The organism is Pseudodesulfovibrio sp. 5S69, from assembly GCF_037094465.1.
GTDB lineage: Bacteria > Desulfobacterota > Desulfovibrionia > Desulfovibrionales > Desulfovibrionaceae > Pseudodesulfovibrio > Pseudodesulfovibrio methanolicus.
The window spans coordinates 848,642-873,013 of sequence record NZ_CP146609.1 but is presented as its reverse complement, the minus strand read 5'-3'; the positions used below and the strand labels follow the sequence as shown (position 1 = coordinate 873,013).

At 61.4% G+C, this 24,372-nt stretch carries 26 protein-coding genes; 19 read left to right on the top strand and 7 right to left on the bottom strand.

Annotated elements, in window-relative coordinates:
* Position 1: 1 nt before the first annotated feature.
* Positions 2–1,384: a hypothetical protein gene (locus tag V8V93_RS04125; RefSeq protein ID WP_207264476.1), complete on the top strand. Its 1,383-nt coding sequence runs from the start codon at positions 2–4 to the stop codon at positions 1,382–1,384.
* Between the two features lie 734 nt (positions 1,385–2,118).
* Here V8V93_RS04125 and V8V93_RS04120 read toward each other — a convergent pair.
* Entirely contained in the window at positions 2,119–2,625 is a 507-nt protein-coding gene (locus V8V93_RS04120) for a methylated-DNA--[protein]-cysteine S-methyltransferase (protein ID WP_338669109.1), read from the bottom strand.
* A complete protein-coding gene (locus V8V93_RS04115; protein ID WP_338669108.1) occupies positions 2,622–3,602 on the bottom strand; it encodes a TIGR01212 family radical SAM protein in 981 nt (326 codons plus the stop codon). The genes V8V93_RS04120 and V8V93_RS04115 overlap by 4 nt, the downstream gene beginning before the upstream one ends.
* A 179-nt stretch (positions 3,603–3,781) precedes the next feature.
* Between V8V93_RS04115 and V8V93_RS04110 the strand changes: the two genes are divergently transcribed.
* The 15 genes from V8V93_RS04110 (at position 3,782) to V8V93_RS04040 (ending at position 17,724) form a co-directional block, all read left to right on the top strand.
* Entirely contained in the window at positions 3,782–4,825 is a 1,044-nt protein-coding gene (locus V8V93_RS04110; protein ID WP_066799352.1) for a rod shape-determining protein, read from the top strand.
* Positions 4,826–4,916: 91 nt separating this feature from the next.
* On the top strand, positions 4,917–5,834 hold the full coding sequence (gene mreC, locus V8V93_RS04105; protein WP_338669107.1) for a rod shape-determining protein MreC: 918 nt from the start codon (positions 4,917–4,919) through the stop codon (positions 5,832–5,834).
* The gene (locus tag V8V93_RS04100) at positions 5,818–6,303 is read left to right on the top strand and encodes a hypothetical protein (protein WP_338669106.1); all 486 of its coding nucleotides are present in this window, start codon (positions 5,818–5,820) and stop codon (positions 6,301–6,303) included. The genes mreC and V8V93_RS04100 overlap by 17 nt, the downstream gene beginning before the upstream one ends.
* The gene (mrdA, locus tag V8V93_RS04095; protein WP_338669105.1) at positions 6,287–8,161 is read left to right on the top strand and encodes a penicillin-binding protein 2; all 1,875 of its coding nucleotides are present in this window, start codon (positions 6,287–6,289) and stop codon (positions 8,159–8,161) included. The genes V8V93_RS04100 and mrdA overlap by 17 nt, the downstream gene beginning before the upstream one ends.
* Positions 8,151–9,263 carry a rod shape-determining protein RodA gene (gene rodA, locus V8V93_RS04090; protein ID WP_338669104.1) on the top strand — a complete coding sequence of 371 codons (1,113 nt, stop codon included), beginning with the start codon at positions 8,151–8,153 and terminating at the stop codon, positions 9,261–9,263. Before mrdA ends, rodA begins: the two co-directional genes overlap by 11 nt.
* Before the next feature lie 55 nt (positions 9,264–9,318).
* Entirely contained in the window at positions 9,319–9,693 is a 375-nt protein-coding gene (locus tag V8V93_RS04085) for a bactofilin family protein (protein ID WP_338669103.1), read from the top strand.
* Positions 9,694–9,868: 175 nt separating this feature from the next.
* Complete coding sequence (locus V8V93_RS04080) at positions 9,869–10,240, top strand: ATP synthase F0 subunit B (protein WP_338669102.1); 372 nt, start codon at positions 9,869–9,871, stop codon at positions 10,238–10,240.
* A gap of 20 nt (positions 10,241–10,260) precedes the next feature.
* Positions 10,261–10,848, top strand: coding sequence for an ATP synthase F0 subunit B (locus V8V93_RS04075; protein WP_338669101.1), 588 nt, complete (start codon positions 10,261–10,263; stop codon positions 10,846–10,848).
* The gene (atpH, locus tag V8V93_RS04070; protein WP_338669100.1) at positions 10,845–11,396 is read left to right on the top strand and encodes an ATP synthase F1 subunit delta; all 552 of its coding nucleotides are present in this window, start codon (positions 10,845–10,847) and stop codon (positions 11,394–11,396) included. Before V8V93_RS04075 ends, atpH begins: the two co-directional genes overlap by 4 nt.
* A gap of 4 nt (positions 11,397–11,400) precedes the next feature.
* Positions 11,401–12,909: a F0F1 ATP synthase subunit alpha gene (atpA, locus tag V8V93_RS04065; RefSeq protein WP_338669099.1), complete on the top strand. Its 1,509-nt coding sequence runs from the start codon at positions 11,401–11,403 to the stop codon at positions 12,907–12,909.
* 16 nt (positions 12,910–12,925) lie between these two features.
* A complete protein-coding gene (locus tag V8V93_RS04060) occupies positions 12,926–13,807 on the top strand; it encodes a F0F1 ATP synthase subunit gamma (protein ID WP_338669098.1) in 882 nt (293 codons plus the stop codon).
* Positions 13,808–13,823: 16 nt separating this feature from the next.
* The gene (gene atpD / locus V8V93_RS04055) at positions 13,824–15,221 is read left to right on the top strand and encodes a F0F1 ATP synthase subunit beta (RefSeq protein ID WP_338669097.1); all 1,398 of its coding nucleotides are present in this window, start codon (positions 13,824–13,826) and stop codon (positions 15,219–15,221) included.
* Between the two features lie 12 nt (positions 15,222–15,233).
* Positions 15,234–15,653, top strand: a complete 420-nt coding sequence (locus V8V93_RS04050) for a F0F1 ATP synthase subunit epsilon (protein ID WP_338669096.1) — start codon at positions 15,234–15,236, stop codon at positions 15,651–15,653.
* 212 nt (positions 15,654–15,865) lie between these two features.
* A complete protein-coding gene (locus V8V93_RS04045; protein WP_338669095.1) occupies positions 15,866–17,209 on the top strand; it encodes an HD domain-containing protein in 1,344 nt (447 codons plus the stop codon).
* A gap of 5 nt (positions 17,210–17,214) precedes the next feature.
* A complete protein-coding gene (locus V8V93_RS04040; protein WP_338669094.1) occupies positions 17,215–17,724 on the top strand; it encodes a hypothetical protein in 510 nt (169 codons plus the stop codon).
* Positions 17,725–17,745: 21 nt separating this feature from the next.
* Here the strand turns inward: V8V93_RS04040 and waaF are convergent, their stop codons facing one another.
* Entirely contained in the window at positions 17,746–18,801 is a 1,056-nt protein-coding gene (gene waaF, locus V8V93_RS04035; RefSeq protein WP_338669093.1) for a lipopolysaccharide heptosyltransferase II, read from the bottom strand.
* A gap of 90 nt (positions 18,802–18,891) precedes the next feature.
* Between waaF and V8V93_RS04030 the strand changes: the two genes are divergently transcribed.
* Positions 18,892–19,131, top strand: coding sequence for a hypothetical protein (locus V8V93_RS04030; RefSeq protein ID WP_338669092.1), 240 nt, complete (start codon positions 18,892–18,894; stop codon positions 19,129–19,131).
* Between the two features lie 297 nt (positions 19,132–19,428).
* Here V8V93_RS04030 and V8V93_RS04025 read toward each other — a convergent pair whose 3' ends face one another.
* The 4 genes from V8V93_RS04025 to V8V93_RS04010 all read right to left on the bottom strand — a co-directional run bounded on the left by V8V93_RS04025 (position 19,429) and on the right by V8V93_RS04010 (position 21,765).
* The gene (locus V8V93_RS04025) at positions 19,429–20,079 is read right to left on the bottom strand and encodes a flavodoxin family protein (RefSeq protein ID WP_338669091.1); all 651 of its coding nucleotides are present in this window, start codon (positions 20,077–20,079) and stop codon (positions 19,429–19,431) included.
* Between the two features lie 115 nt (positions 20,080–20,194).
* Entirely contained in the window at positions 20,195–20,542 is a 348-nt protein-coding gene (locus V8V93_RS04020) for an ArsR/SmtB family transcription factor (protein ID WP_338669090.1), read from the bottom strand.
* 75 nt (positions 20,543–20,617) lie between these two features.
* Positions 20,618–21,337, bottom strand: coding sequence for a M48 family metallopeptidase (locus V8V93_RS04015; protein ID WP_338669089.1), 720 nt, complete (start codon positions 21,335–21,337; stop codon positions 20,618–20,620).
* Positions 21,334–21,765, bottom strand: a complete 432-nt coding sequence (locus V8V93_RS04010) for a DUF523 domain-containing protein (protein ID WP_338669088.1) — start codon at positions 21,763–21,765, stop codon at positions 21,334–21,336. Before V8V93_RS04010 ends, V8V93_RS04015 begins: the two co-directional genes overlap by 4 nt.
* 76 nt (positions 21,766–21,841) lie before the next feature.
* Here V8V93_RS04010 and V8V93_RS04005 point away from each other — a divergent pair, with 76 nt between their 5' ends.
* Entirely contained in the window at positions 21,842–22,996 is a 1,155-nt protein-coding gene (locus V8V93_RS04005) for an MFS transporter (RefSeq protein WP_338669087.1), read from the top strand.
* 120 nt (positions 22,997–23,116) lie between these two features.
* A complete protein-coding gene (locus tag V8V93_RS04000) occupies positions 23,117–24,370 on the top strand; it encodes a response regulator (RefSeq protein WP_338669086.1) in 1,254 nt (417 codons plus the stop codon).
* The last annotated feature ends 2 nt before the right edge of the window (positions 24,371–24,372 follow it).

The window sequence follows — 24,372 nt, the reverse complement described above, 5'->3', positions numbered from 1 at the left end:
AATGATGAAAGCCGGTACATGGCTCGGGCCGTTCTTCTGCTTGGCGCTCATCCTGGCTGCCTCGGCTTCGGCCCTTGCCCAGGATGAGCCCCTGTACGATGCGGATTTTGATATTCCCGCGATGGAAGAAAAGCTCTTCGAGTTCTGGGGGCAGGCCGAGCTTCGGATGTACGAACGTCTTATGAATAGGAATTCTGCGGTGTACGAGCAACGCTTCTTCGATTCCCCGAAGGACGAACTCCAGGCGGACATGCTGTTCCAGATCAAGCCCGAAATGTCCCTGAAATACGAGACGTTCGGATTCTATGCCCGTCCACGTGCCGACGTCGGGTGGAGCCAGTTGCCCCTGTCGGCGGCCAGCGAGCCTGACGAGCCGTCGGAACGCTTTTTCAAGGAAGACAAGCATTGGGCCGGTCAAGTCATGCTCGAGGAAGGCGTGGCCTCCTGGAGGCCGGACCCCCGGTTCACGCTGGAGGCCGGGAAAAAGGTCCTCAAATGGGGCAAGGGATATGCTTGGAACCCCGTGAGCTTCGCCAGCCGTCCGAAGGATGTGGACGACCCGGACCAGAGCCGCGAGGGCTACGTCATGGGCGTCGCCGATGCGATCTTCAGCTTCGACGGCCCGTTGCAGACATTGGCGTTCACCCCGGTGGTCGTCCCCGTATGGGAGCGGGTGAACACGGGGCTGGCAACGGACGAAAGCGTTCTCTACGGGAGCAAACTCTACTTCCTGCTGGCCGATGTGGACCTAGACGTCATGGCCATGGGCGGCGACCATTACGATACGTCCCTCGGCATCGACTTCGCCACGAATATCACCGACAATTTCGCCATCCACGGCGAAACGGCGGTCCGGTTGGGCCATGAGCAGACTGTTTTCAATAGTGACGGGACCAGCAGCATCCACGAACACGACGCCTGGAGCTTCCTCCTGGGCGCACGCTACCTGACCGAGGACGAGACGACCTATCTCCTTGAATACTATCACAACGGAGAGGGGTATACCGCCTCGCAACTGAAAACCTACTACGATTACGTGCACACGGCCTACGACACCTATCAGGCCACGGGGAACGCCGCCGACCTGAACAAAAGCAAAAAGGTATCGTCCGATTACAACCGGAGCAGCGTCGGGCAGGACTACCTGTATTTCCGAGTCTCCCAAAAGGAGCCTTTCAACATCCTCTATCTGACGACAACGGCGACCGTCATCATGAACCTCGGGGACCGAAGCCTCTCCCTCAACCCCGAAGCGTCCTACATGCTCACGTCCAACTTCGAATTGAGGCCCCGGCTCATCCTGCCGCTCGGTTCCTCCGACACCGAGTTCGGCAACAAGCTCAACGCAGCCAGGGGCGAACTCCGGTGCGTGTACTATTTCTGAGTCGAACACCGAACGATTGGGCGAGCACCAATTCCTCCCGCTTCTCCTTCCGGCAAATTTTGCGTGTCACCCAAGTGTCATTTTCAGCGGCAACTATGGTTTTTGTGGTAAATATGGCGTTTTCAACCCATTGAAATAACGGAAGTAAGCGACCTTCCGGTTGATTGTTTACGGCCTTTCACGCCGTCAACACCGGCCTGGATGAGACTGCTCCTTGCTCCATAACGCCATGAAATGGCCGTGGTGACAGGGGCTTAACTTATCACTATAATCTGCTAGAATAAAACGACATTCTGCTTAGCGCATGTGTAAAAAGACGTGTAAAAGCGTTTCCGAAATCACCGCAAATCATCTGGGATCACCATTGATCACCCAAAAGCAACCCCCTGCCATGTTTGAAAAACAAGGCAGGGGGCGGCTTTTTAGAAACGTGGTGGGTACTTTTAAGAATCCCCTGTTCGCTTCGCTCAGGTGCGTGCGGTCGCGGAAGGACGAGACGCGAACGCCTTCCGCCGTTTTCTCTGCCTCGAATCGCGGATGTTTTTTAAAGAGGACAAAAGGGAGAAGGACGCCCTCCCGCACCCGTAAGCCCCTGCCGAAGGCACACAAAAAGCTTTGAGGGGGGGAGTCCAGAGGGGGAAACTTTCTCGAAAGTTTCCCCCTCTGGCCGATCGCTGCTGTCCTCATCCGTAGGGCTCAAAGACTCGCCAACCGCTGAAGGCCCGGAGGCATTCCTACTCTTCCAACCCCGGCAACAAGGCCTGTTCCGCGCCTTCGAGGCGGAGCAGGGCTTTTTTCATGGCGATGCCGCCCGAGGCGGAGAAGCCGGTCATGGCGCCGGCCGCGCCGACCACGCGATGGCAGGGATAGAGGACCGGGAACGGGTTGGCTCCCATGGCCCGGCCCACGGCCTGCGCGCCCCTGGGGCGGCCGAGCACGGCGGCCATCTGGCCGTAGGTCCGGGTGGTCCCCGGCGGGATGTGGCGCAGCTCCTCGATGGCGGCCTTCTGAAATTCGCTCATACCTGAAAAATCGAACGGCAGGTCCGGCCAGTCCGGAGCCTGGCGGGCCTCGTAGCGCAGCAGGGCCGCCTTGAGTCCCACACCGGCTGCGGACAGAGGATCGGACTCGCGCACGTCCCCGGCCCAGGCCACCTCGATGCGGCGGACCAGTCCGTCCCGCCAATCCAGACGCAGGCCGAATCGGCCGCTGCGCACCCATTCGCCGAAGGTCCCGGTCATCGCCCCTCCCCGTTTTCCGGGTCGAACCACTCGGGCGGGCCGTCCTCCGCCCCGTTCAACTTGCCCTGCCAGATGTCGCGCTCTACGAAGTGGGCACGGACGGCATTGTGCACCCGGCGCATGTTGCCCGCCCAGGCCGGAACGACCAGTTCGCCCTGGGCCGGGTTGCCGTTCAATCGGTGGATGACAACGCGCGGATCAAGGCGCATGATCGCCTCGCCCAGCCAGTCCAGGTACTCCGCCTGGGTGAGCGGGACGTAGCGCCCCTCGTCGAACCAGCGGGACAGGCGCGTGCCCCGGCAGACGTAGACGTTGTGGAACTTGATCCCGCCCACCGGGAGCGCGTCGACGAAGGCCACGGTGTCGAGCAGTTCGGCGAGCCCCTCGCGGCCGTCCGGCGCGGGCAACCCGGCCATGACGTGGGCCACCACGGTCAGTCCGCGCTCGGCGGCGGCCCGCGCGGCCCCGGCGAACGCGGCGGCGTCGTGGCCCCGGTTGATGTGAGCAAGCGTCGCGTCGCTGGCCGATTGCAGGCCGAGCTCCAGAAAGACCTCGGCCAGGCCGAGCCGTTCGCGGCTTGCGGCGAGCAGGTCGAGCTTTTCCTCGTCCAGGCAGTCGGGCCGGGTGCCGAGCGCCAGGCAGGTCAGGCCGGGCAGGGAGCCGAGTCCGTCCAGGGCGGCGGCCAGTTTGGCGGCCGGCCCGTGGGTGTTGGAATAGGATTGGAGATAGGCGGTAAATCGGGACAGACCGTGTTTCTTCACATGAATGTCACGCCAGAAATCCCATTGTTCCCGTATGGATAGTCCCCGGCGGAGCAGGCCCGACCCCGAGCCCTGCGGGTTGCAGAACACGCACCCTTCCCGGGACAGGGTTCCGTCCCGGTTGGGGCATGAAAAACCGGCGTCCAGGGGGATCTTCTGGACCCGTTCGCCGAACCGTCGGCGGAGGTAGGCGGACAGTCGATGGATGCGGACCATGATTTTTTTTAGAAAAACTTGAGAAAAAAATGGCAAACCAGTGCTGGCATATTGCTAGACCCGGTTTCATTTGGTACGAATCTGCAGTTCATATTGTACGCTAGCGCACTTCCCGCCCATTGGAAAGCGCGTTTCACGCATAGGTTTCTGACACATTTCGAATTTCGAACGGGGGGTACATGGGTAACCTGCTCAACAGAATCATCGGCTCATTCTCCAATGACCTGGCCATAGACCTGGGCACGGCCAACACCCTGGTCTATGTCAAGGGCAAGGGCGTCATGCTCTCGGAGCCGTCGGTGGTGGCGGTCAAAAAGGATTCGCGGGGCGGCAAGACCGTTCTCGCCGTGGGCGCCGAGGCCAAGAAGATGCTCGGCCGCACGCCCGGCAACATCGTGGCCATCCGGCCCATGAAGGACGGCGTCATCGCCGACTTCGAGGTCACCGAGGCCATGCTCCGGCACTTCATCTCCAAGGTCCACAACTCCCGCCGCCTGGTCCGGCCGCGGATCATGATCTGCGTGCCCACGGGCATCACCCAGGTCGAGAAGCGGGCGGTCAAGGAATCGGCGCAATCCGCCGGGGCCCGCGAGGTCTACCTCATCGAGGAGCCGATGGCCGCGGCCATCGGCGCAAACCTGCCGATCACCGAACCGACCTCGAACATGATCGTGGACATCGGCGGCGGCACCACCGAGATCGCCGTCATCTCTTTGTCCGGCATCGTCTATGCGCGAAGCGTGCGCATCGGCGGCGACAAGATGGACGAGGCGATCATGCAGCACGTCAAGCGCAAGTACAACATGCTCATCGGCGAATCCACGGCCGAGCAGATCAAGATCCACATCGGGTCCGCCTATCCGCTCGGAGACGAGGAGCCGATCATGGAAGTCAAAGGCCGCGACCTGGTCACCGGCATCCCCCAGAACCGTCCCATCACCGCCGAAGAGGTCCGCGAGGCCATCTCCGAGCAGGTCGAGGGCATCGTCCAGGGCGTGCGCATCGCGCTGGAGCAGACCCCGCCCGAACTGGCGGCGGACATCGTCGACCGGGGCATCGTCCTGACCGGCGGCGGCGCGCTCCTCAAGGGGCTCGACCAGTTGTTGCAGCACGAGACCCAGCTGCCCATCACGGTGGTGGAGGACCCGCTCACCGCGGTCGTGCTCGGCTCGGGCAAGGCGCTCGACAATATCGACCTGTACAAGGACATCACCACCGACTAACGGACGATATGGCCAAACAACGGTTATCCGAAAGCGCACGATTGCCCGAAGCCGCAATTGTGCGCTTTCATAAGTTTGCGGGGAAGGACGCATGAGAGGACTCAAGAAGATCGCCATCCTCATCGTGGCCTGTCTTTTCGTGTACCTGTCCCTGTTCACCTGGAACCTGCGCACCGGCCACCTGGACGCCCTGTCCTCCCACACCGGGCTGGACATCTCCGGCATCATCCTCAAGCCCGGCATCTGGGTCGCGGAGCAGGTCTCCGGCTTCTGGCACCGCTACATCTACCTGGTGGGACTGAAGCAGGACAACGACGCGCTCCGGGCCGAGGCCGCCGACCTGCGGCGGACCAACATGCTCATGGGCGCGCAGGCCCGGTCCGCCGCCCGCCTGGAAGCCCTGCTCGGCTTCCGCGCCCCCGAGAAGTGGACCTTTTCCGGGGCCCGGGTCATCGGCCAGCGCATGGGCCCGGCGGGCGCGCTCGACACCGTGGTCGTGGACAAGGGCAAGGCGTCCGGCGTGACCGACGACATGCCCGTGGCCTCCCTCCAGGGGCTGGTCGGGCGCATCCTGCGTTCGGGCGCGGCCACCTCCACGGTCCTGCTCCTGACCGACCCCAACTCCCGCATCGCGGTCATCGGGGCCAACAACCGCTCGCCCGGCATGCTCTCGGGCCAAGGGTACGGCGAGCCGCTGCAACTGCGCTACGTCAACCAGAACGCGCCCGTGGATCCCGGCGAGCTGCTGCTCTCCTCCGGGCTGTCCGGCATCTACCCCAAGGGACTGCCCGTGGCCAGGGTGACCAAGATCAGGCGGTCCGACATTTCCCTGTTCCTGACGGTCCAGGCCGAGCCCCTGGTGGACGTGGCCGGACTCGAAGAGGTCCTGCTCCTCAGCCGCGAGCCTGAGGCCGCCGTGGAGGCCGGGACCGGCGATACGGCCGCGCCCGAAGCCCCGGCCAGGCCCGAATCCGGGAAGGAGGAGGCAAGCGGTGCTGCCGACCAATAGCGCCCTGGCCGTGCTCTGGTGGGGTGCCTACACCGTCTTCGGCGTATGGGCCCAGCGGACAGTGCCGGGCATCGACGTCTTCGCCCCGGCCCTGATCGTCTCCCTCCAGGAGGAGAACGGGCAGCGCACCTCGGTGCTGGCCGTGATCTGGATTCTGCTGATCGAGGGCACGGGCAACCTGCCCTTCGGCTACGGCCTGGCCTGGTACGGGCTGCTGGCCGCCGCCTTCTTTGCCGGGCGCTGGCTCTTCGAGGCCCGCTCCTACCTGTTCATGGCCCTGCTCGGCCTGTGGATGGGTGCGCTCCATCCGGCCCTGATCTACGGCCTGTCCTCCCTGGCCAACCTGGAGGTACCCATGCGCCCCATCCTGATCCAGGGCGCGATCCAGGCCGTGGTCTTCCCCGTGATCTGGTTTTTGGCGGACCACTTCTTCCCCGCGAGGTTGCGGCAGGATGTCAGACCTTTATAACGAATCCGAACAACAGGCCCCCCGCTCGGGCCTGATCCTGCTCCAGGCGCTCATCCTGGGGCTCTTCTGCCTGTTCGCCATCCGCCTGTGGTATCTCCAGATCCACCGCAGCGAGGAGTACCAGGCCAAGGCCCTGGAAAACCAGCTCCGCCAGGAGTCCATCCCCTCGCCGCGCGGGCTCATCCGCGACCGCAACGGCGACCTGCTGGCCGTGAACGAGCCCGCCTACGCGCTCGGCATCATCCGCGAGGACTGCCCGGACGTGGACCGCCTGGTCCACCAGATCGCGGCCTGGACCGGCAAGGACTACTTCGAGCTCAAAACCCTGTACAACAAGAACCGCAAGCGGGTGAAACCGTTCGAGCCGCTGATCATCGTCCCGGACCTGACCTTCGCCCAACTGGCCCTGGTCGAGACCAACAAGCTGCGCTGGCCCGGCCTGGAGATCCAGTTCCGGCCGCGCAGGCTGTATCGCTACGGCACCTTGCTCGCCCACGTGCTCGGCTACGTGGCCGAGGCGGACGAGGAGGACATGGCCAGGCGGCCCGACCTGGCGCTGGGCGACTACGTGGGCAAGCAGGGCATCGAGCTCATGCTTGAGGACCGCATGCGCGGCAGCAAGGGGCTGGCCCAGTACCAGGTGGACGTCAACGGCAGGCGGCTCAAGGAGCGGGTCCTCAGGCACCCCCAGGCCGGGCACGAGATATCCCTGTCCATCGACCTGGGGTTGCAGAAGCTGTGCATGGACTGGCTCGCCGAGGAGGCAGGCGGCGTGGCCGTCATGGACGCCGACACCGGCCAGCTCTGGGCCCTGGCCACGGCCCCGTCCTACGACTCCAACGACTTTTCCTCGGGCCTGAGCTCCAAGCAGTGGGCCAAGCTCCGGGACAACCCCCTGCACCCCATGCAGAACCGGGTCATCCAGTCGGTCTACCCGCCGGGCTCCATCTTCAAGCACGTAGTCGCCGGGGCCGGGCTGCACTACGGCATGATCGCCCCCAACGAGACCGTGTTCTGCCCCGGATTCGTCAAACTCGGGCGCCGCATCTTCCGCTGCTGGCGGCGGGGCGGTCACGGCAAGGTGGACATGAACCGCGCCCTGGTGGAATCCTGCGACGTCTATTTCTACAAGCTCGGCAAGAAGCTCACCGTGGACCGCATGAGCGAGTTCGCCAAGGCCGTGGGCTTCGGCGAGAAGACCGGCATCCGCCTGCCCCACGAAAAAGCGGGCAACATTCCCACCCGCGAGTGGAAGCTCAAACGGTTCGGCGAGTCCTGGCAGGGCGGCGACAACCTGAACATGGCCATCGGCCAGGGCTTCACCCTGGTCACGCCCCTCCAGGTGGTCCGCTTCTTCGCGGGCATCGCCAACGGCGGCAGGCTGCTCAAGCCCCTGCTGCTCAAAGACGAGAAAACCGTGGTCCAGGCGGACATCCCCCTGCGCCCCGACCAGATCGAACTGCTCCGCCAGGCCCTGGTCGACACGGTGGAGACCCCGCACGGCACCTGCCGCCGCATCCGCACCAAGGGCGTGGTCGTGGGCGGCAAGACCGGCACGGCCCAGGTGGTCCGGCTGACCGACGAACTCAAAGAGCTCAAGGACGACCAGATCCCCTACAGGTTCCGCGACCACGCCTGGATGGCGGCCATCGCCGAGAAGGACGGGCACCGCTTCGCCATCGCCTGCCTGGTGGAGCACGGCCTGCACGGCGGGTCCGGGGCCGGGCCCATCGTCAAGGCGGTCATCGACTATCTCTTCGAAGGCAAGGTCACCCCCAACCCCGAGGAACGGAAGGCCAAGGCCCGGGCCGTTCGCGCCCTGTCCCTCAAGCACAAGGAGAAGCGCCGTGCCGATTGATCGCAGGCTGCTCTTGTATATCAACTGGCCGCTCTTCGGCCTGGCCGTGATCCTCTTCCTCATCGGCGTGCTCAACCTCTATTCGGCCAGCGGCACCCGCCTGGAAGAGGGCATGAACATGGCCCCCTTCTACCACCGCCAGCTCCTCTGGGGGCTCATGGGGCTGTTCGGCATGGTCGTCTTCATGTTCTTCGACTACCGCCACCTCAAGACCCTGGCCTGGCCCCTGTTCTGGACCACGGTGGTCCTGCTCGTGGCCGTGTTTTTCGCGGGCAAGACCATCTACGGCGCGCGGCGCTGGCTCGACCTCGGGTTCATGAACTTCCAGCCCTCGGAGCTGGCCAAGATAGCCATCCTCATCGTGGGCGCCCGAATATTGTCCAGGGAACGCGAACCACTGAACTTTATTCGCCTGGCCTACGTGTTCGGCGTGGGCCTGGTCCTGGCCGGGCTGATCATCAAGCAGCCGGACCTGGGCTCGGGGTTGTCCATCCTGATGATCCTGGGCGGCATGATCCTGTTCCGGGGCGTGACGGCCAGGGTCTTCAAGACCTGCCTGGTGGCCATCCCCTGCCTGCTGCCCCTGTCCTGGTTCTTCCTCCACGACTACCAGAAGCAGCGCATCATGACCTTTCTGGACCCGACCACCGACCCGCTGGGCGCGGGCTACCACATCATCCAGTCCGAGATCGCCATCGGCTCCGGCGGGTTCTGGGGCAAGGGTTTCCTGGAGGGGACCCAGTCCCAGCTCCGCTTTTTGCCGGAACGCCACACGGACTTCGCCGTGGCCGTTTTCGGGGAGGAATGGGGCTTTGTCGGAACCATGATTCTGCTGACCTTATTCTGCGTATTTCTTTATCAAATGGTGGTCATCGCCCGGGACGCGCGAGGCCTGTTCGGGTCCTACCTGGCGGCCGGTGTGTTCTTCTATTTTTTCTGGCAAATCCTGATTAATACGGGTATGGTCCTCGGGCTGATGCCAGTGGTCGGCATACCGCTTCCGTTCATCAGTTACGGGGGCAGCGCCACCCTGGTGAATTTTTGCCTCGTCGGGCTTGTGCTCAATGTGTCGATGCGCCGGTTCCTGTTCAAACAGGCCTGATCGACTCGGAACAAGCCCCTTTTTTCACAACCAGGTTTTGCAGGAGCGGGTTTTCATGGCCAGAGATGAGATCAATGCGTTTTTGGGGGCGGGAACCAACTATCACGGCAAGTTGCATTTCCAGGGTGCGGTGCGCATCGACGGCAACTTCCAGGGTGAGGTGGTTTCCGAAGGAACGCTGGTCATCGGTCAGGACGCCGTGGTGGACGGCCAGGTCAAGGTCGGCCAGTTGGTGCTCTCCGGCAGGATCAAGGGTGAAGTGGAGGCGAAGAACAAAGTCGTCCTGCACAAGACCGCGAATTTGCAGGGCAACATCAGGACTCCGGTCCTGGTAGTCGAGGAAGGTGCGGTGCTCGAAGGCGAACTCGTCATGGGCAGCCTGGACGCCGCCGCAGGTGCAAAGCCGGACAAGAATTCCGATCCGTCCTAGACCGATTTCGAAAGCTTGAATTCACGCAGGTTCAAAGGCAAAAAGCCTTTGACACAACCCGCGAAATTGGGTAATTCCCAGTGACTTTGCGCCAAAATTCACAACCTCATCGGGGGCATATGGTATGGTAGTACCTGACAAAACAATTTTTATCCAAGGTCTGAACTTCATTGTCATGATCTTCTTGCTGAATGTCGTGCTGATCCGTCCGATCCGCGAAATCATCAAGAAGCGCAAGGGGTTGATGTCCGACCAGCTGGAGAAGATCGAGGGCTTCAACTCCAGCGCCGAGAAAAAAGTGGCCGACTACGAGGCCCAGTTGTCCGAGGCGCGCAAGGAAGCCGGAGAGATCCGCAACGCCGCCAAGGACGAAGGCGTGGCCGAGGAACAGGCCATGCTGGCCGAAGCCGGCAAGGAAGCCTCGAGCCTGATCAAGGCCAACCGTGCCGAGATCCAGTCCGAGGTCAAGGTTGCCATGGAGCAACTGACCAAGGACGTGTACGACTACGCTGAGCAGGCGACAGGCAAGATCCTGGGCCAGGCTTAGACAAGAGGAGGGTTCCCACTTTGAAACGGACGTACTTGTTTTTTACGGTCCTGCTGACCGCTCTGGCGATCTCCGCGGTCGCCTTTGCCAGTGAGCACGGTCCCCATCTCGAGGGGTGGTTCATTGCGGACTACCAGCTGGAGCGGTATATCTTCCGGCTGATCAACTTGGCGCTGTTCCTCGCGATCATCTGGTGGGCCGCGGGTTCCAAGATCAAGGACTTCTTCGTCGGACGCCGTGACGGCATCAAGCAGGATCTGGACGACCTGCAGGCCCGTCAGGTGGAGGCCGAGAAGAAGCTCAAGGAAGTCGAGGCGAGCATCGCCAACATGGCTCAGGAAAAGCAGCAGATTCTGGACGACGCCAAGGCTCAGGGCGAAGCCATCAAGACCGCCATCATCGAGAAGGCGAAGAACGATGCCGCCGCCATGGCCGACCAGGCGAAGCGCACCGCTTCCAACGAAGCGCAGGCCGCCGTCAAGACCATCCGCGCCGAAATGGCCGACATGGTCGTGGCCGCCGCCGAAAAGATCGTTGCCGAGAAGCTGAGCGCCGAAGACCACGACAAGCTCGTGGATGACTATTTAACAAAGGTGGTGCTCAATTGATCGGTAACGTAGTTTCCCGCCGTTACGCCAAGGCACTCTTTGCCGTCGGCGCCGCCAAGGGCGAGGCCGAACAGGCGAAATACGGCGAACAGCTGGCTGCCATCAGCGCTTCCATCGAGGAAGCTCCCGAAGCCATGGCCTTCTTCCGCAACCCGGCCTTCAGCGCCGAGGAGAAGAAAGCGGTCGTGAGCCAGCTGGTCGACAGGATGTCGCTGGAACCGATGGTCAAGAACTTCTGCGACCTGCTGGCCGACCGCGGCCGTGTCGAGATGTTCCCCGCCATCGCCGCCGACTACAAGGCTATGATGGATGCCGTCTCCGGCGTCGTCACCGGTGAACTCATCACGGTGAGCGAACTCAACGAGGAAAGAAAATCCGCAATCCAGAGCCAACTGGAGAAGCAGGCCGGCAAGAAGCTGGAACTGTCCTTTTCCACCGACGAGTCCATTCTCGGCGGTATCGTCCTCAAGGTCGAGGACAAGGTCATGGATGCCAGCCTCAAGGCTCAGCTGCAGATTTTGAAAGAAAATATTAAAAGGGGTGAGTAGGGCAATGCAGATCAAAGCAGAAGAAATCAGCAAAATCATTCAGGACCAGATTCAGAATTACGAATCTCGTGTTGAAATGAGCGAGACCGGCACCGTCCTCTACGTGGGTGACGGTATCGCTCGCGTGCACGGCGTTGAGAACGTCATGGCCATGGAGCTGCTGGAATTCCCCGGCGGCCTGATGGGCATGGTCCTCAACCTGGAAGAAGACAACGTGGGTGTCGCCCTGCTGGGCTCCGACACCGGGGTTAAGGAAGGCGACCCGGTCAAGCGTACCGGCCAGATCTACTCGGTCCCGGTCGGCGACGGCGTCATGGGCCGCGTGGTCAACCCCCTGGGCCAGCCCATCGACGGCCTGGGCCCCATCGAGTCCACCGAGACCCGTCCGGTTGAGATGAAGGCCCCCGGCATCATCGCCCGTAAGTCCGTTCACGAGCCCTGCTACACCGGTCTCAAGGCCATCGACGCCATGACTCCGGTCGGCCGCGGCCAGCGCGAACTGGTCATCGGTGACCGCCAGACCGGCAAGACCGCCGTCTGTGTCGATGCCATCCTGGCCCAGAAGACCACCGACGTGCATTGCTTCTACGTGGCCATCGGCCAGAAGAAGGCCTCCGTCGCCCTGGTCGCCGACGTGCTCCGTCAGCACGGCGCCATGGAATACACCACCATCGTTTCGGCCACCGCTTCCGAGCCTGCCCCCCTGCAGTACATCGCCGCCTACACCGGCGCGACCATGGCCGAATTCTACCGCGACAACGGCAAGCACGCCCTGATCTGCTACGATGACCTTTCCAAGCAGGCCACCGCTTACCGCGAAATGTCGCTGCTGCTTCGCCGCCCCCCGGGACGTGAAGCCTTCCCCGGCGACGTCTTCTACCTGCACTCCCGCCTGCTGGAGCGCGCCTGCAAGGTCAACGACTCCCTGGGTGCCGGTTCCATGACCGCCCTGCCGGTCATCGAGACCCAGGCCGGTGACGTGTCGGCGTTCATCCCGACCAACGTTATCTCCATCACCGACGGTCAGATCTACCTGGAGCCCAACCTGTTCCTGTCCGGCGTCCGTCCGGCCATCAACGTCGGCCTCTCGGTCTCCCGAGTCGGCGGTTCCGCGCAGATCAAAGCCATGAAGCAGGTCGCCGGTACCCTGCGCCTCGACCTCGCCCAGTACCGCGAGCTGGCGGCGTTCGCCTCCTTCGGCTCCGACCTGGACAAGGCCACCCAGTCCAAGCTCAACCGCGGTGCCCGCATGGTCGAGCTGCTCAAGCAGCCCCAGTACCAGCCCCTGACCGTCCAGGAGCAGGTGGCCGTGCTGTACGCAGGTACCCGCGGCTTCATCGACGAAGTTCCGCTTGAAGCCGTCCAGAAGTTCGAAGCCGAATTCCTGGATTTCATGCGCAACGCCAAGTCCGCCGTTCTCGACGCCATCGCCGAGAAAGAGAAAATCGACGACGCCGTCGAAGCCGACCTCAAGGCCGCGATCGAAGAGTTCAAGAAAGGCTTCAGCGCTTAACCTAAGGGGTAATTGAATGGCTTCGTTAAGAGACGTCCAGAATCAGATCACTGGCGTCAAGAAAACCAAGCAGATCACCAAGGCCATGGGAATGGTGGCCTCGGCAAAACTGCGCAACTCACAGGAGCGTATCGAACGCTTCCGTCCGTATGCGAACAAGTTTTACGAGATGCTCGGCGACTTGGCGGCCGGTGCCGACGAATCGGTACATCCGCTGCTGGAAGTCCGTGAGGAAGTGAAGACCGTGGGAATCATGGTCGCTACCTCCGACCGCGGGCTGTGCGGCGCGTTCAATATCAATATCATCAACACGGCCAAACGTCTGGCCCAGGCCAAGGCGGCCGAGGGCAAGACGGTCAAGGTCTGGTGCATCGGCAAGAAGGCCCGCGATGCCTTCCGCAAGCTCGATTTCGAGATCGTGCGCGCCGAGGCCGACGCCATGACCCACTTCGACTTCACCCTGGCGGCGAGCGTCGGCAACGAGCTGATCGCCGGGTACATCGAGGGCGACCTCGATGAGGTCCACGTGTGCTTCGGCGAATTCCAGAGCATGGCCAAACAGCCGCCCGTCAACCTGACGGTCCTGCCCATGGCTGCTCAGGAAGAGGTTGCAAGCGAAGGCGAGTCCGGATCCACCGGAGACTACTTGTACGAACCGTCTGTCGAGGGCCTGCTGGCCGAGCTTCTGCCTCGGTTTATCAAGGTCCAGGTATACCGCGCCCTGCTGGATACTTCCGCATCCGAGCACGCGGCCCGTATGGCGGCCATGGATAACGCCACCAAGGCGTGCGACGAACTGACGGACACCCTGACCTTGCTCTACAACAAGACAAGGCAGGCCGCCATCACTGGCGATCTTATGGACATTGTCGGCGGCGTGGAAGCGCTGAAAGGATAAAAGGGGGCTATGAAAAATGGCTAATATTGGTAAAATCGTTCAGGTAATCGGCGCCGTTGTCGACGTCGAATTTACCGAAGGGAATCTTCCCAACATTCTGTCTGCGTTGGAGATCAAAAACCCCAACAACATGGACGCACCCGATCTGATTTGCGAGGTCGCTCAGCACCTGGGCAACAACGTGGTCCGCACCATCGCCATGGACGCCACCGAAGGTCTCGTCCGCGGCATGGAGGCATCGGATACCGAGTCGCCCATCACCGTGCCCGTCGGCTCCGGCTCTCTGGGCCGCATCATGAACGTCGTCGGCAAGCCCGTCGATGAATTGGGTGAAGTGCCCTGTGAAAAGCGGATGCCCATTCACCGTGAGGCCCCTGCCTTCACCGAACAGGCCACCAACGTCGAACTGCTCGAAACCGGCATCAAGGTCGTTGACCTGCTCATCCCGTTCCCCAAGGGCGGCAAGATGGGCCTGTTCGGCGGCGCCGGTGTCGGCAAGACCGTTATTCTCATGGAGATGATCAACAACATCGCCAAGCAGCACGGCGGCATTTCCGTGTTCGCCGGTGTTGGTGAGCGCACCCGTGAGGGCAACGACCTCTACCACGAAATGAAGGACGCCGGCGTTCTGGAGAAAGCCGCCCTGGTCTACGGCCAGATGAACGAGCCTCCGGGAGCCCGTGCCCGCGTCGCCCTGACCGCCCTGACCTGTGCGGAATACTTCCGTGACGAGGAAGGCCAGGACGTGCTGCTCTTCGTCGACAACATCTTCCGCTTCACCCAGGCGGGTTCCGAGGTCTCCGCGCTGCTCGGCCGCATGCCTTCCGCGGTTGGTTACCAGCCGACCCTGGGCACCGACCTTGGTAAGCTGCAGGAGCGCATCACCTCGACCAACAAGGGCTCCATCACCTCGGTTCAGGCCGTTTACGTGCCCGCCGATGACTTGACCGACCCCGCGCCGGCCACCACCTTCGCGCACCTTGACGGTACCCTGGTTCTGTCCCGTCAGATCGCCGAGCTGGGCATCTACCCCGCAGTCGACCCGCTGGACTCCACCTCCCGCATCCTCTCCCCGGACGTTCTGGGCGAGGAACACTATGCGACCGCTCGTGAAGTCCAGTCCGTGCTCCAGAAGTACAAGGACCTGCAGGACATCATCGCCATTCTCGGTATGGACGAACTGTCCGACGAGGACAAGCTGACCGTTGCCCGCGCCCGCCGCGTGCAGCGCTTCCTGTCCCAGCCGTTCCACGTGGCCGAGGTCTTCACCGGTGTTCCCGGCGTGTACGTCAAGACCGAGGACACCGTGAAGGCGTTCCGCGACATTCTGGACGGCAAGTACGACGACCTGCCCGAGCAGGCCTTCTACATGTGCGGCCCGATTGAGGAAGCCATCGAAAAAGCCAAGCAGTAAGCGAGGTAACTCATGGCCACTATGAAGCTTGAAATTGTCACTCCCGACCGGAAGGTTCTTTCCGAGGACGTGGAATACGTGGGCGCGCCCGGCATCATGGGCGAATTCGGTGTACTGCCGAACCACGTGCCCTTCCTGTCCGCACTCGGGATCGGCAATCTTCACTACAAACAAGACGGCAAGGCGTACTACGTCTTCGTCTCCGGCGGCTTCGCCGAAGTCAGCAATAACCAGGTCACCATCCTGGCCGAGATTGCCGAGAAGGCCACCGAGATCGACGTGGAACGCGCCATGAAGGCCAAGGAGCGTGCCCAAGAGCGCGCCCAGGCCGCCAAGGAAAAGGTTGAGGCCACCCGCAACCAGGCTGCCCTGAAGCGCGCCATCACGCGCATCAACTGCAAGTCCAGCGGCAAGGGCGCAGGCACCTGCTAGCAACGACCCGTTCCGTCACCCGATAACAAAAGGGCGGTTCCGCAAGGAACCGCCCTTTTTCATGCTGTTAGGTTAGATTCGATGGATCATTTTTTATCGCCGTTCGACAAGAGACAACATTGCTTACACACTAGCAACTCAAGATTACGTACTTGCTGTTCTTTGTAAAATGGAGTAGTTGAATAAAAAATGCATTAAACTAGGACTACGATGTGGAAGAATATTTTAAAAAAATTGATGCTAAACATCGCATTCGAGATCCACTTTACGGATTCATACTCCTAACAGACGCTGAACTAAAAATAATCGATTCACCGATTTTTCAAAGGCTACGCAGAATTCATCAACTGGCCTTAACAAAATACGTGTATCCGTCGGCGGAACACTCACGTTTTGTGCACTCAATTGGAGTTATGCACTGTGCTACTTTAATGCTCGCTGGGGTAATGGATCATAAGCACACCCAACTGAATTTAGAACCTAGCGCTAAGATTATAAAAACTTTACGTTTTGCTGCATTATTACATGACATTGGACACCTTCCTTTTTCTCATGCTGTAGAAAAAGAATGGTTACAAGGGTTAAGTCACGAAGACCTTAGCCAATATATCATTAATAACTATGCAGGCATTTCTGATGTCATAACATCAGAAAATATTAACCCCTCTGTTGTCGCTGCCCTTCTCGCAAAAAAACCACCAGCACATTACAAACTTTTTCACGAAATTATTTCAGGACAGCTTGATGCCGATAGGGCTGATTATCTCCTGCGAGATTCTCATTCCTGTGGAGTTAAATACGGAGAGTATGATTTCGCACGGTATTTACAAATATTTGCTGCTCGTGAAGAGGACGCTACCGGGCATTTTTCTCTTGTCGTCGACGAGGCAGATTTACACGTTGCAGAATCTTTTCTAGTCTCTAGATACCACTACAACTTACAAATACCCTATCACAGGACACGTAGTGGGTATGATTGGGTTTTAAGACGATTCGTACAAGAGATGCCCAACGTCCTGCCTCTAACAATTGAAAATGGAGCTATAGTCTTTGCCGACTTTGAGAGACTTGCCACTGTTGATGATTATACTATTATTACAGCTGCAAAAGAGTCACAAAGTGAATGGTCAGATTACATCTTCAGAAATGAACACCTTGTCCCTGTAATCGATACAACCAGTTCTTCATCTGAGGGGAAATTTTTTTTCAAGGCACTTGTTCGCAAATTGCGTGATGCTCCTGACTTTGCTGAAGGGGAAGATTATTTCACTCAAGAGCAGCCAGTCGAAATTTTGAAAAGGGGAACTGAACCGGACGGCTCGGAAGCGAAAGCTCAAAATTCTCCAGCAGAGCAGTACGGCAAAATAACTCTGTCAACTCGTGAAGGTAAAGGAAGGCCAGAACGGTATGTTGACATAACCGATCGATCTTGGATATTCAGACAGCTAGCAGATGAACCAGTTCACATTTTCCGAGTGTACGTCAAACCGGCAAGACACTCTGATGCAAATAAATTGCTAATGGGACTGGAAGCGGAAGAGAGGGGTGCTAAATGAGGGATATGAACAAGCAGATGGTTGCAAATGTGCTCAGGATCCTTCAGTCAAATGAAGTTCCTCTGCAAAAAGTTGTTTTGCACAAATTTCTATACTTTCTCAATACACAAGGGTTTGTTACAGGATTTAAATTTGAGCCTTATACATATGGGCCATTCTCATTTGATCTTGCTAGCACACTTGGAAGTATGGCATTTTGGGATGAAATCAGACAGAATAGCTACACAATTGAAGTCAACGATTTAAGTGGATATTCGAAACCACCCCAAGACGCGGTTGCCCTGATCGAAAACCATTTGAATGAGTTCAAAACGGTTGTCGAAGACTTTGATTTCAACAACCTTGAATGTGCAGGGACTGTTTTATATTGTGCTGAATCCCTCAGGTCACAGGGGGAAAAAGTTACAGCTGAAAATATAGAGCGTGAATTTAAGGCGTGGAAAGGTACAAACTATAGTTCAGCGGCCATACAGGATATGTATGGTAGACTCTCTCCATATATAAACAAGCAGTAATCAACACTGATTACTATTTTTTCACAATTCCTCTTGCGACAGCCCAAGCTTGATCCGGAGCGCGTCCCAGACCCGGTCCGGGGTGAGTTCGTGCATGCACTTGAAGTGGCCCTCGGGGCATTTTTTCGGCCCGTGCAGGCCGCAGGGGCGGCAGGTCAGCCCGTTGTTCTCCAGGACCGTGGAGTGGCCGCCGCGCGGGAAGAACCCGAGCGACTCGACGGTCGGGCCGAACAGCGCCACCAGGGGCACGTCCTGGGTCCAGGCCAGGTGCATGGGACCGGAATCGTTGGTCAGGTAGGCGTCGAGCCTGCCCTGGTAGGCGGCCAGTTCCGGGAGCGAGAGCTGTCCGGCCAGGTTGGTCACCCGGTGCGGGTCGGCCTGGGCCCGGTCGATGACCTGCGCGGCCACCGCCTCCTCACCCGGCCCGGCAAAGACGAGCACGTGCGCGCCCGCAGCCGCGGCGCGGCGGACGATCTCGCTGAAATACTCCTCGGGCCAGCACTTGGTCGGCCAGGTGGAGCCGGGGTGGATGCCGAGCACGGGCCGGTCGAACTCTGAGGTCTTCCAGAACCGGTCTGCCGCCCGCATGGCCTCTTCGGGCAGGACCAGCCGGGCTTCGGGGGCCGGGCCGGTGATACCCAACGGCCGGCCCAACTCCATGAGCCGTTCGATCTCGGCCAGCTCGCCGAAGCGCCGGTCCACGGTCTCGGTGTAGCCCAGCCGGTTGTACCACGGCCGGTTGTAGCCGATGCGCCGCCTGATGCCCGTGGCCCCGGCCACCAGGGCCGAGCGCAGGCTGGTATGGGTGGATATCCACAGGTCGAAGCCTTCCCGGCCGATCTCCCAGCCCAGACGCACCGCGGCGTTCAGGGATTTCTGCGCGCCGCGCTTGGCAAAGGGTCGCACCTGCGCGATCTCGGGCTGGCCCGCGAACACGGACTCCACCCCGGCACGCACGAAGAAATGGATCTCCGCGTCCGGATACCGGTCCTTCAGGGCCCTGAGCAGCGGCAGGGTCAGGACCGCATCGCCCAGGAAGGCGGTCTGCCAGACGCCGATTTTTTTGTATTCCCGCATGGGGTGTACGTGTATCCTGTCGGACAGGTTCAGGCAACATCTTGATCTGCGGACGGCCAACGGCTACTGTCTACCGCAAGGAGCCCACCCATGAAATACATCATGTTCGAAGACTTTTCCGGCGCCGCCGTGCCCGTCATCTTCCCCAGCCGCATCAACTTCGACGAGATGCGCGAGCAGATGCCCTATACCACCGCCCTGTCCGCCGGGTACATCACCCTGACCGCCGAAGGCGTGCGCTGCCACGGACAGTCCAAATCCCTGCAACTCGAAGCCGGTCCCCGGGACGCCGCCATCATCCAAACCAAATTCGAAGACGCCGAGAGCTAAGACGCCTCCGGGCCTCCAGCCGTTGGCGAGTCTTCGAGCCTTACGGATGAGGACAGCAGCGATCGGCCGGGAGAAGGGGAGAGGGGAATCCTTTGTAAAGGGCTTTCCCTCTCCCCTTCTCCCGGACCCCCATCCCCACTCCCTTCCTAAACTTTTTGGTGCCGCTTCGCGGAGGCGGGGCGCGTTCTGGCGTGCGCTTTGGCGGGCGTTGGGGCGTGGTGCGATTTGGGGGTAAAGGTCGGGGCCGACATGCTTGCGCGTGTCGGCCCCGGTCTTTTGGACGGCAGTGGGCGTGGATCAGGACTGGTAGCCCATGGCCAAGCGCGCGCCGAGTTCCTTGGCCGCCTGGCAGTCCTGGGGGAACTGCTCCGCGCGCTGGCGGGCCTTGTCGTTCTTGTCGAAGCCGGTCTCGAACTTGTCGTAGTCGCTGTACTGCGTGGTGTTCATGGACAGCAGCAGCTCGCAGGAGCCGAAGTGCCGGGCCAGGTTGGCGCGGGTGCGCTCGAACATGGGAGGGTAGCCCAGAGGCTCCAGGCGGCTCTCCGGTATGTTCATGGTGTAGAGCAGCCCGGTGGCGATCTTGCCGGGAAAATGCGGCTTGGAGTAGTCCGCGTAGTTCAGGTAGGGGAACTGCAGCCGCTCCAGGAAGGCCCGGGTGCAGGCCGACTCGCAGCCGTAGTACACAGGTGTGCCGAGCAGCAGGGCGTCCGCCTCCTTGAACCGCTCCAGTACCGGCCTGAGCTCGTCCTTGAGCGCGCACACGCCGATCTCCTTGCGCCCGTGCCGTTTGCAGGCGAAACAGCTCGAACACCCTTTGAAATCCAGGTCGTACAGGTGGACCAGCTCCACCTCGACCCCGGCCTCGCGTGCGCCGTCCAGGGCGTGCTCGATCAACGTCGCGGTGTTCCATTTTTTCCTCGGGCTGCCATTGAAGGCCATCAGTTTCATACAGGCTCCTTGTGTTGCACGGACTCGCCGCGCGGCTTTGGACATTCTAGACTTCACGAATCATCGAAGACATAAGCCAAAAAAAGAGAACTCCCCGGCCCTCCGCCGTTTCCCGCTATCCGTTGAGCACATGGCGCAGCTTGCGGGCGGCCTCTTGGTCGACCCAGAAGAGCACGCTTTTGGCTTCGCGCTTCATGTGGATGAGCCCCGCCTCGCGCAACTCCTTGAAGTGGTGCGACACCGTGGACGGGGCCAGGCCGAACCGGTCGGCGAACCCGCACTGGCAGTTGCGGAACTCCTCGGGCGACTTGGCCACGGACCCGCACACGCAGGAGGCCAGCTCGCGGTAGATGCGCAGCCGGTGCGGGTTGGACAGCGCCTTGAACATGCGCGCCATCTGCTCCAGCTCGTCTTCGGGGGTAAGACCCTCTGCGGGCCCGGTTTCAGCCTTGGACTTCGACATGTTTCGAAGCCTACAAAACCCGGAACGGGCCGTCAACCGGAAACAGGGCGGTGCGACAACACGCCTCTGCCAGGCTCATCGGAACCAGACGGGCACGAAGCGATTGCCCCGGCTGACCTCGTCCTCCAGCCGCCGGTAGTCCGGTTCATATCCGGCCACGCAGGCCCAGTACGCCTTGGAGTGGTTCAGGTGGCGAGTGTGGCAGAGCTCGTGCAGGAGCAGGTGGTCCACCAGGTCCGGCGGCAGGAACAGAAGCTTGGCGTTGAGGGAGATGGTCCCGCGCGACGAGCAACTGCCCCAGCGGGTCTTCTGCCGCCGCACGCGCAGGGCGGAGTAAGCCATCCCGGTCCTCCGGCTGGCCCGGTCGAGCCAGGGCAGGAGCACCTCGCGGGCCTTTTTCACGGTCTGGGCGCGCAGCTTCTCAATGATCGGTTCGCGGTCCACCAGGGGCCCGGCGACCTGCCACCGGGACGCATTCTCCAGCAGCCGGACCGGACCCGGCCGGTCCAGGTAGTCTACCCGGACAATCCGCTCCCAGGCGCGGTACTCGATGCTTTCGGGCAGTTCGGGCACCGTGCCCGAGAGGTCGGTCCCGGCCGCGAGCATGTGGTCGCGGGTCCGTTCGATCCAGGCCCGCTTCTCCTCAAGGATGCCGGGCACCAGTGAGGGATCAAACCGCTTGGGCGTGACCACTTCGAGCCCCCTGCCCGGCACCAGCTTGACCAGCACCCGCTTGGCGCGCGGGTTGGCCTTCACGGCCAGGGGCAGCCCGGCGAATTCCAGACGTGGGCTCACCCCTCCAGGTCCTCCTCGGTGCGCACACTGATGCCGTGCTCCTTGAGCAGCCGGGCGAAGAATCCGTCGCCCGCCACGCGCGTGGCGGTGAAGGTCCCGTCATAGACCTCGCCCGAGCCGCAGGACGGGGAACGCGCCTTGAGCACGGCCTCGCGGCAGCTCATGAGCTTGGCCAGCGCGAGCCCCTCCCCGGCCCCGCGCCTAAACTCGGCGGTGCGGTCCGCGCCGTCGGCGTCGACCACCCGGCCGTCCCGGATCTCGCACGGGGCGCGCGGGGTGGGCAGGCCGCCGAAGACCTCGGGACAGAACGGCACGGCGCGGCCCCGGCGGACCAGGTCCACCACGGGCTCGAAGGACTCGACCTCGCCGTTGTAGCGGCAACGGATGCCCGCCAGGCAGGCGGACACGAGAATGGGGGTATCGGGCATGGGATGATTCTACACTTGATCTTTGTCGGGTCCAAGCCCTATTGTCTTGCTCCCCCCAACCAAGGATTCCATTCACATGACGGACGCAGACAAGAAACGGCGCATGTACATATTCCTGCTGGTGCTGGTCATCTGCACCAGCGCTGCCTTCCAGGGCTGGCGCACCCTGCTCAACAACTTCGCCGTGGAGGTGGCCGGACTGGACGGTCTGGGCATGGGTGTGGTCCAGTCCGTGCGCGAGGTCCCCGGCTTCCTGGCTCTGCTGGCCATCTACATGATCCTGATCATCTCCGAACACCGGCTGGCCGCGCTGTCCGTGGTCGTGCTCGGCCTGGGCGTCGGACTGACGGGGCTCATGCCCTCCCTGGGCGGACTGGTCTTCACCACCCTGCTCATGAGTTTCGGCTTCCACTACTACGAGACCATGAACCAGTCCCTGACCCTCCAGTATTTCGACAAGACCGAGGCCCCGGTGGTCATGGCCCGGCTGCGGTCCATCACCGCCCTGACCAACATCAGCGTGGGCGCGGTCATCTACTTCCTGGCCAAGGCCCTGGGCTACACCGAGATGTTCGCCCTGCTCGGCGGAGTGGCCGCGGCCGCCGGGCTGTGGGGGCTGACCCGCGACCCGTCCCGCGCCGACCTGCCGCCCCAGCTCAAGAAGATGACCTTCCGCTCCCGCTACTGGCTCTATTACGCCCTGACCTTCCTGAGCGGCGCCCGGCGGCAGATATTCACGGTCTTCGCCGTGTTCCTGCTGGTCACCAAGTTCGGTTACTCCATCCAGCAGGTGACCATCCTGTTCGTCTGCAACAACGTCATCAACTACTTCGCCAACCCGATCATCGGGCGCTCCATCAACCGGTTCGGCGAACGCCCTGTGCTGACCGTAGAGTACGCCGCCCTGGCCGTCATCTTCCTGGGCTATGCCTTCACCGAGAGCCCGCTGCTCGCGGCCGGCCTGTACATCCTGGACAACATCGTCTTCAACTTCGCCATCGCCATCAAGACCTTCTACCAGAAGATCGCCGACCCGCAAGACATCGCCTCGGGCATGGCCGTGGGCTTCACCATCAACCACATCGCGGCCGTGGTCGTGCCGGTCACCGGCGGGCTCATCTGGATGGCCGATTACAGGCTGGTCTTCATGGTGGCCGTGGGCCTCTCCCTGGTCTCCCTGGCGCTCGCCCAACTGGTCTCCGGGCAGATCCGCGCCCACGAACAGGGCTGATCTCCAGACCGGCCGCAACGAGCCCGGGGGATGGGCATCTTATAATTCTCCTCGCGCGCGTCTTCGTGTACGGTGTATTGGAAACATGCTTTCCCGCACCGGAACAAGGAACGCCATCCGATGAAGAAAATACGCCTGTTATTCGTGGACGACGAAACCAACGTCCTCGCCGCCCTGCGCCGAATGCTGCGGAACAAGAAGGATCATTGGGACATGGCGCTGGTCAACTCCGGCCAGGCCGCCCTGGAGGCCCTGGACAAGGCCCCCTTCGACGTCATCATCTCCGACATCAAGATGCCGGGCATGGACGGGGCCGAACTGCTCACCCGCGTCAAGGACGCACACCCCGGAACCATCCGCATCGCCCTGTCCGGCCAGGTGGACCTGAACGAGGTCATCCGCTCCATCCGCTCCGTGCACCAGTACATCTCCAAGCCGTGTTCCGCAGAGGATCTCATCGCCCGCATCGAGGGCGCCCTCCAGTCCAAGGAGGTCCTGACCGACCCCGAGATGCTCAAGCTGGTCACCGAGATCGACGCCCTGCCGGTCATTCCGAGGATATTCCAGGAGATCCGAGACGAACTGGCCAAGCCGGAACCGTCCATCGACCGCATCGCCGACTCCATCACCCAGGACGTGGGGCTCATGGCCAAAATCCTCAAGCTGGTCAACTCGCCCTTCTTCGGGCTGCCGTCACACATCGACTCCATGCACAAGGCCATCACCATGCTGGGGCTGGAGACCATCAAGGCCCTGATCCTGTCCACCCACCTGTTCACCTCCTACGACGGGCACGCCCTGTCCGGGCTCAAGCTGAACATGCTCTGGGAACACTGCTTCCGGGTGGCCAACATCGCCCGGCTCATCGCCGAGTGCGACAAGGCGGACAAGAACGTCATCGTCAACTGCCGCATGGCCGGGCTGCTGCACGACGTGGGCAAGCTCATCCTGATCAACTTCTTCCCCGAGAGGTACGGGCAGGTCCTGGAGACGGTCCGCAAGAGCGGCGGCCCGGTCTACCAAGTCGAACGCCAGGTCTTCGGCACCACCCACGCCGAGATGGGCGCCTACCTCATGGGGCTGTGGGGCATGTCCTCCGAGGTGGTCCACGCCATCGGGTATCACCACGACCACCGGCCCTCGGGCGGGTACATCCCCAACGTGATCACCGCGGCCAACGCCATCGACCACCACTGCGTGATCTTCCACAAGGATTACTCCCGAATCAGGATCAGGGAGGACATCGCGCCGCAGCTTTTCGAGGAGACGAAGCTGCACACCTGGCTGGACTACATTTCCGATCACTGGCAGGACATCGACGACTTCGACTGCGCCGACGAGAATCTCCTTAACGAAATCCTGGACAGGGGGTAGCC